Source organism: Bradyrhizobium sp., from assembly GCF_047605465.1.
GTDB lineage: Bacteria > Pseudomonadota > Alphaproteobacteria > Rhizobiales > Xanthobacteraceae > Bradyrhizobium.
In genome coordinates, this window is the sequence record NZ_JASGFS010000019.1 from 97,313 (window position 1) to 104,545 (window position 7,233).

The window sequence follows — 7,233 nt, forward strand, 5'->3', positions numbered from 1 at the left end:
CAGTGAATTCGACCACACTTCATCACACGTTGAAGTAGTATAGCTTCCAGTGCCCTCGCTGTCGGTTTGTTAGGACTTTCTGCGCTCTATCGGCGCCTCGGTTTTTCAAGATTCGCCGTTTCTTTCAGGATTTTGGGCCATGCACGACCCCGCCTCGAAGCCCTTCGACCCGTCAATCGAAGTCTCGCCGAACAATCCCTGCCCGTTCCTGCGCGGCCTGGTCGGCGAAGGCTTCGTCGACGGCGGGACCGTTCCGCTCAGGGCGTTGTCGCAGACCATCGCCAATGCGAGCGGCGAGACCGGGTTGAAGAAGGTCTCGGCGCGCATCCAGGTCCGTGGCGTCGCACTGATCGCCAACGGCGCCTGCCACATCCTGCAAAGCATCTTCTGGGGGGCGCAGCTCGACAGGCTGCGCGGAGGTCCACTCGACAAGCTCGGGGCCGGCTCACGCATCCTCGGCGTCGACGGACACGTCAACGAGGACGAGATTGCGCGGCTCGCCGGTTTCGGGGGCCCTCATGCCGATCCCGATGGCGGCACCGAGATCGGCCTCGACGCATCGCAAATCCAGACCTTCATGGACGACAACCTCAAGCGCGCCGGCCATCAAGCGCGCTGGTACTACCCGATCCTGATGAAGTTCGAATGGCCGGTCCTGCTCAAGATCATGGGCAAGGGCCGGGGTGATGACCGCTATCTCAGCGTCGCCGAGGTGAGGACCTTGTTCAACGAGCGCAAATTCCCGGACAGGATCACCCAGCGGGTCGCCAGCCAGCCGGTCACACCGCCCTCGCTGATCTTCCGCGCCATCGGCGGATTGGTGGCCGCGCTCTTCGTCTTCGGCGTCGTGGCGCTGCGCTTTCCCGATCAATTCCAGCCGATGCTGCCCGGCATCCTCGGGGACCTCGTGGCGCCGCCATTGCCGCAGCAGGTCGAACCCCGGGCGGCATACTGGCTCGAACAGAACTGGTCGCTGGAAGACCGCCACTGGTTTCATCACGTCAGTCAGGGCACGGCAACTTTCCCGGTGCCCTATAGCTGGTTCATGGCGCTGGAGCAGCCGCGGCTGCATTTCTTCGCAAAGCCCGGGATGCTGCATGACAGCGACCATCTGCAGCGCTTCGGCTTCATCCCCAGTCCGCAGACGATCAACACCGACGACGCCACGCTGCGCCGGTTCGGCTATGCCAATGTCTACGACAAGACGAAGCCGGTGCCGGCGCGACTGTGGGATCCACCGGTCGATTGGGGTCCCCAGGCCGAAAACGTCGACGGCCTGCCCGTCGGCTTTGCGCGCATGACCGGCGTGCCCGATCCCACGACCGGCAAGGTCGGAGAGGACCGGATCGGCCTGACCTGCGCCGCCTGCCACACCGGCCAGATCCACTACAAAGGAATCGCCATCCGCTTCGACGGCGGCCCGGCGATGACCGACCTCAGGAAGCTCGAGATCACGACGGGCCTCTCGATCGCCTACACTCTCATCGTGCCGGGCCGCTTCACGCGCTTCGCAGATCGTGTACTAGGCCCCTCGGCCGGCGATGCCGATCGCGATGCGCTGAAGCAGAAGCTGCGTACGATCGAGACATTCCTGGTCGACTGGGAGAAGACCTACGCGAAAACCATCGCCGGCAAGACGAGGTTCAACGAGAAGACGAAGCGGGACGAGCAGCAGCAGGACACCGAGGAAGGTTATGGCCGCCTCGACGCGCTCAACCGCATCGGCAATCAGGTCTTCTCCCAGGACATGACGCTGAGCGGGCTCAGCGGCTTCGAGAAGAACCTCCATGCCAAGGACGCGCCGGTCAGCTTCCCTCCGATCTGGACCGTGCCCTGGCTCAAATTCGCGCAATATGACGCCTCCATTGAACAACCACTGATCCGCAACGCAGGCGAAGCGCTGGGCGTGACCGCGCTGCTCAATCTGTCGGACAACACACCCAAGGACGCGCTGTTTCGCTCGTCGATGGACATCAAGAATCTGAATTGGATCGAGGATCTGCTGAAAGGGTCGGCGCCGTACCCGAAGAAGCAGCTCTCCGGACTGACATCGCCGAAATGGCCTTCGGACATCTTCGGCGATGCCGCGTGGAAGATCGACGGCGACCGCGTCAAGCGCGGACGCAAGCTCTATGCGCAGATCTGCACCGAATGCCATCTCGGGCCGGTCAATGATCCCGTGTTCGACACCGAGTTTCCGGACCAGAGCATCTGGTCCTCGTCCCGGTGGGAGACGATCGGCAACGACAAATTCCTGAACGAAGTCCAGAAGAGCGCCAAGGGCATGGGGACCGACCCCGCCCAGGCCAGCATATTGGCGACGCGGACGGTTCAGGTACCGGGCTTTCTCAAGCTCGATCCGACGCAGAATCTCAATACGTGGTGGAATTGCAATCTGCCGGACATCTCTTCGACCGACATGCCGTACGCGCTTGGGCTGATGGTGCTCGTCGACATCGTCAGCCGCAAGGCGATGGACGATGCGAAGATCCCCGCGAAGGTTCAGAAGGCCTGGTGGGGTGAGCGCAAGAACTGCCCGAATGCCGGTCCGCAACCGCCCGACAAGAAGGAGCCGGGGCCCTGGTATCGCGCGCGGCCGCTCAATGGCGTCTGGGCCACCGCGCCCTACCTGCATAACGGATCGGTGCCCTCGCTCTACTGGATGCTGAGTCCCGCGGCCGAGCGTCCCAAATCATTCTGCATGGGCGGCGGTCGCGATTACGATCCGAAGCAGGTCGGCTTCGCGGTCACCGACGGTGAGAGTTGCAAGACCGGGCAATCGCGCTTCTCGACGCGCGCGTCTGACGGCACCGAGCAGTTCGGCAACAGCAATGCCGGCCACTCCTTCGATGGCACGCCGGGCCCCGGCAAGGATGGCACCATCGGCCGCGTGCTCCAGGAGCAGGAGCGCTACGACCTGATCGAGTATCTCAAGACGCTGTGAGGCCGGAATCCGCTCGCACCGTCATGGTAAGCGGGCCCGCGCGCGGCGCGGCCCGATGACCGGCTCCGCGAAACAATCCAGAGGCCGTTCGCGGAAGGATTATGGATTGCTTCGCTGCGCTCGCAACGACGCAGACCGCGGCGACGGAGCGCCCTCACTTGAACATCGGCGTACCCGGGACGAACGCGTCGAAGGCGGCCCAGAACTGGCTACGGTAGCGATCCTGCTCCTGGAGGATCTCGTGCTTCGAGCCTGCGATGACAAGATGCGAGCCAGCGCGCAGATGATAGGCGAACTCCTCGATCGCCGCGGTCGAGACCACGGTGTCGTTGGAGGCCGCCAGCATCAGGATCGGCTGGCGGATCTGGGACGGGTAGTTCATGCCCTTGAAGGTGTTCATCGCGCTGAACGCGCTGTCGGCCCAGGCAACCGTCGGTGAGGCGAGCCCAAGCGTCGGATCCTCCTCCAGGATCGCGGCATTGCGTGCATAGCGCACGGGATCGCTGGTCAGGGGATTGTTGATGAAGGGATCGAGGCCTGTGATGCGGTCGCTGCCGCCGGGCACGTAACGGCCGCCCTGCCCGAGCAGGCGCATCGTCTTGAGCAGCGCCCGCACCGGAAACGAGGTGGAGCGGCCCGGCAGGTCGATCATCGGCGCCGACAACACCATGCGGTCGAACCAGCGCTTGCCGGCATGCGCAACCCGCAGCATCACCGCGCCGCCCATGGAATGGGCGAGCGCGAAGAACGGCGGCGGACAATCCGGCAGCACCACCTGCTGCACGAAGGTCTCGACGTCGACCTCGAAGTCGGCGAAGTCCCGAACATAGCCCTTGCGCGGATCGCGCAGCCGGCGCGAGGAATGGCCCTGCCCGCGCCAGTCGATCATCGCCACGGCAAAACCGCGGTCGCGCAGATCGCGCACCGTCTCGAAATATTTCTCGATCTGCTCGCTGCGCCCGGTGAAGACGCACACCGTGCCCTTGCGGTTCGCCGGAGGCGCCCAGCGCGCAAAGCGCAGCTCGGCGCCATCGGGAGTCTTGATGGTGCCGCTGACGACGTTTTCGGGAACGGGATTGGACGGAATCGAGACCAGCGTCATGATTGGAGTGCTTGGGCGCGAAGTGCTGCAAATCAAGGGGCGGGAGCGTCGAAAAGGCGCCAGTGCCGCCCTCTTGAACGCCGTCTCGTGTCACCCATATCACCTTCGTGCAGGCCGCTACCAGTGTTTCGGAACCGGAACATCAGGCTGCACACAGACGAAAGCCCGGCCCGATTGGCGGGCGGGTTACCAACAGTCGCTCAATGGAGGACTTGACCATGCGTAGCTACGATCTCACTCCCTTCTATCGTTCCACCGTCGGCTTCGACCGTCTCTTCAACCTGCTCGATCAGGCCGGTTCGGACGGCAGCCCCGGTTATCCCCCCTACAACATCGAGCGTACCGGCGAGAACGCCTACCGCATCACCGTTGCGGTCTCCGGCTTCTCCAAGGACGAGCTCTCCATCGTCGCGAAGGAAAACACGCTGACGATCAAGGGCGAGAAAGTCGCCAACGAGAACAGCAAGAACGAAGTGCTCTATCGCGGCATCGCCGCGCGTGCCTTCGAGCGCGCCTTCCAGCTTGCCGATTTCGTGCAGGTGAAGGACGCTTCTCTCGAGAACGGGCTGCTTCACGTCGACCTCGTGCGCGAGATTCCCGAGGCCAAGAAACCGCGCCAGATCGCCATCAACGCCGGCACGCCGAGCGCTCAGGTGATCGAGAACTCGGCTGCGGCTGCCTAAGCGCATAATTCCCGACCAAGTTGCGAAAGCGTCCCGGTGCCCCGGGGCGCTTTTTCGTGTTGGCAGTGCTTCCCGCCGTGCCCCCGCCAAAGGCGGCGATACGGAAAAGCTGGACGAAGATCCGTCGTCCGGGACCGCGCCTCGTATTTGATCGAGGGCTTCCGCGATGTCGTCCTGACCTTCGCCGGGACGGCCCCGGGAGGCGGTTAGTCCAACCCTTGTGCTGCGGGCATCTCCTGGGTCGGCAGGATCGTCGGCGCCGGCCTCGCCTGTCCGACGGTCGGCGCGGCGGTCTGCGGCGTGGCCTCGGCAGGCTTGGCCTGCACGGCGGCCGCCTGCTGTTGCGAAGGCTGGGCTTGCGGCGCCGCCTGGGTCTGCCGTTGTTCCGTCGGGGCCGGTCGGACCGCCGCCATCGGCGTCTCGGCCCGTTGCGGAGCCGCCTTGGGCAGCGGAACGGTACGGCTGGCGACATGCGGGATCGGAGCTGGCGGTCGCGGCGGACCACCGCGGACCACGGTCGGCGGCGGCAGCGCGCTCTGCGGACCGTAAGGCGAGACCGCACGCTCCTCATAGGCGGGGGCCATGCCGTAGGCATCCGCGGCCGGCATGAAGCGCAGGATGCGGCCGTCCCGCGCATCGATCACGAGCCTGCCGTCGTCGCCGCGGCGATCGATCACCGCGATCGTGTAAACGCTGCCGCGAAGACGCGGGATGCCGAGCGGTGAGAAGCCGTTTTCGCGAAGCACGGCATAGACTTCCGTCGACGGCAGCAGCGCCGGGGCCGGCCCCCGCTCTTCGTAGCCATAGCCGTAGCCGTAACGCGGCGGCGGTGGTGGCGGCAGCGCCTCTGGCGGCGCGTATGGCCCGTCGAAATCGGATACCGCGACATAGGGACCTCGCGCGGCCCCATTCGCCAGCACCTGTGCCTCGGCAGCCGTTGCCCCCAGCGCAAGCGCGGCGGCGGCGACACATCCTGTGAAAAACTTCATGGTCGACACGCTCCTGTCAGGCCCCCGAACGATCCACGCTCTTTCGCTTCTTGTGGCGTGGCGCGCCGTTCGAAGGGCTAAACCGAAGCTTCATGCGGGATTCCGGCGGCGTCGGGGCCGGATCGGGGCGCGTTTGCTTCAAAAGCGGGGCCGCGCGCCATGCGGATAGCGGTGATTGACACTCCAGGAATCGGGACTTGCGCGCGCTTGTGTGCTAGACAAAAATTTGGCAAGGTGATGGTTAGGACAGGAAGACTGTCTCAATTTTGCTTGCGGTTCCGGCATAGGGATTGCAACGAAAGTTGGTGCTCTCGAGCGCCAGGAAGGCAACAGGAAAAGCCGTTCTCGGGGACGAAGAACGCCTTGGCCTGAATTTAAGAAAATGCGGCTCGCAGAGGACGAGCGGTGGCCCAGAAGCGGGTGCCGCGGGACGCCGAAGGTGCGCCGAAGATGGCGGTGAGGCAGCTTGCCGCATGGAGAGGACAGGAACAATGAACGGGTCGCAATTCGAGCGCGCAAAGATCGTGGCAGAAGAGCTGTCGGCGACGGTCGCGTCGAAAACGACCGATCCGATTCAGGAACACAATTCGCGCCCTGCGGCCGAAGGCCTGTACGATCCGAGCCTGGAAAAGGATTCCTGCGGCGTCGGCTTCATCGCCAACATCAAGGGCAAGAAGTCGCACGAGATCGTCTCGGACGCGCTCAACATCCTCTGCAACCTCGAACATCGCGGCGCCGTCGGCGCCGATCCGCGCGCCGGCGACGGCGCAGGCATCCTGGTGCAGATCCCGCACGCCTTCTTCGGCCGCAAGGCCAAGGAGCTCGGCTTCACGCTGCCCGCGCCCGGCGAATACGCCATCGGCGCGCTGTTCATGCCGCGCGACACCGCTTGGCGCAACGTCATCAAGAGCATCATCGCCGACCAGATCAAGGCGGAAGGCCTGACCCTGCTCGGCTGGCGCGACGTGCCGACCGACAATTCCTCGCTCGGCGTCACCGTGAAGCCGACCGAGCCCGCCTGCATGCAGGTGTTCATCGGCCGCAACGGCACCGCCAAGACCGAGGACGAGTTCGAGCGCCGGCTCTACATCCTGCGCAAGTCGATCTCGCAGGCAATCTATCAACGCCGCGACCGCGGCCTTGCGGGCTATTACCCCTGCTCGATGTCGTGCCGCACGGTGATCTACAAGGGCATGTTCCTCGCCGACCAGCTCGGCAAGTACTATCCCGACCTGCACGAAGCGGACTTCGAGAGCGCGCTCGCGCTGGTGCATCAGCGTTTCTCGACCAACACCTTCCCGGCCTGGTCGCTGGCGCATCCCTACCGCATGATCGCGCATAACGGCGAGATCAACACGCTGCGCGGCAACACCAACTGGATGGCCGCGCGTCAGGCCTCGGTGAGCTCCGAGCTCTACGGCAAGGACATCAACCGGCTCTGGCCGATCTCCTACGAAGGTCAGTCGGACACCGCCTGCTTCGACAACGCGCTCGAATTCCTGGTGCAGGGCGGCT

4 protein-coding genes and 1 pseudogene are annotated in these 7,233 nt (G+C 64.6%); 3 read left to right on the plus strand and 2 right to left on the minus strand.

Going from position 1 to position 7,233, the window contains the following annotated elements; genetic code table 11:
* The first annotated feature begins 139 nt into the window (after positions 1 to 139).
* Positions 140 to 2,944, plus strand: a complete 2,805-nt coding sequence (locus QM712_RS17265; RefSeq protein WP_415024321.1) for a di-heme-cytochrome C peroxidase — start codon at positions 140 to 142, stop codon at positions 2,942 to 2,944.
* Between the two features lie 154 nt (positions 2,945 to 3,098).
* On the opposite strand, the gene QM712_RS17270 is transcribed toward QM712_RS17265, so the two are convergent.
* Positions 3,099 to 4,046 (minus strand): alpha/beta fold hydrolase, encoded by a 948-nt coding sequence (locus QM712_RS17270; protein WP_415024322.1) that lies wholly within the window; start codon positions 4,044 to 4,046, stop codon positions 3,099 to 3,101.
* A 218-nt stretch (positions 4,047 to 4,264) separates the two neighbouring features.
* Between QM712_RS17270 and QM712_RS17275 the strand changes: the two genes are divergently transcribed.
* On the plus strand, positions 4,265 to 4,729 hold the full coding sequence (locus QM712_RS17275; protein ID WP_415024323.1) for an Hsp20 family protein: 465 nt from the start codon (positions 4,265 to 4,267) through the stop codon (positions 4,727 to 4,729).
* Positions 4,730 to 4,935: 206 nt separating this feature from the next.
* Here the strand turns inward: QM712_RS17275 and QM712_RS17280 are convergent, their stop codons facing one another.
* Positions 4,936 to 5,718, minus strand: a complete 783-nt coding sequence (locus QM712_RS17280) for a hypothetical protein (RefSeq protein ID WP_415024324.1) — start codon at positions 5,716 to 5,718, stop codon at positions 4,936 to 4,938.
* A 491-nt stretch (positions 5,719 to 6,209) separates the two neighbouring features.
* On the opposite strand from QM712_RS17280, the pseudogene QM712_RS17285 reads away from it, so the two are divergent.
* Positions 6,210 to 7,233: pseudogene (locus QM712_RS17285) on the plus strand (glutamate synthase subunit alpha); the annotation flags it as partial.

Excerpts from the sequence above, each read along its gene's own strand:
- QM712_RS17280 (WP_415024324.1), bottom strand. The coding sequence starts at position 5,718 with ATGAAGTTTTTCACAGGATGTGTCGCCGCCGCCGCGCTTGCGCTGGGG.
- QM712_RS17270 (WP_415024322.1), bottom strand. The coding sequence starts at position 4,046 with ATGACGCTGGTCTCGATTCCGTCCAATCCCGTTCCCGAAAACGTCGTC.
- QM712_RS17265 (WP_415024321.1), top strand. The coding sequence starts at position 140 with ATGCACGACCCCGCCTCGAAGCCCTTCGACCCGTCAATCGAAGTCTCG.
- QM712_RS17275 (WP_415024323.1), top strand. The coding sequence starts at position 4,265 with ATGCGTAGCTACGATCTCACTCCCTTCTATCGTTCCACCGTCGGCTTC.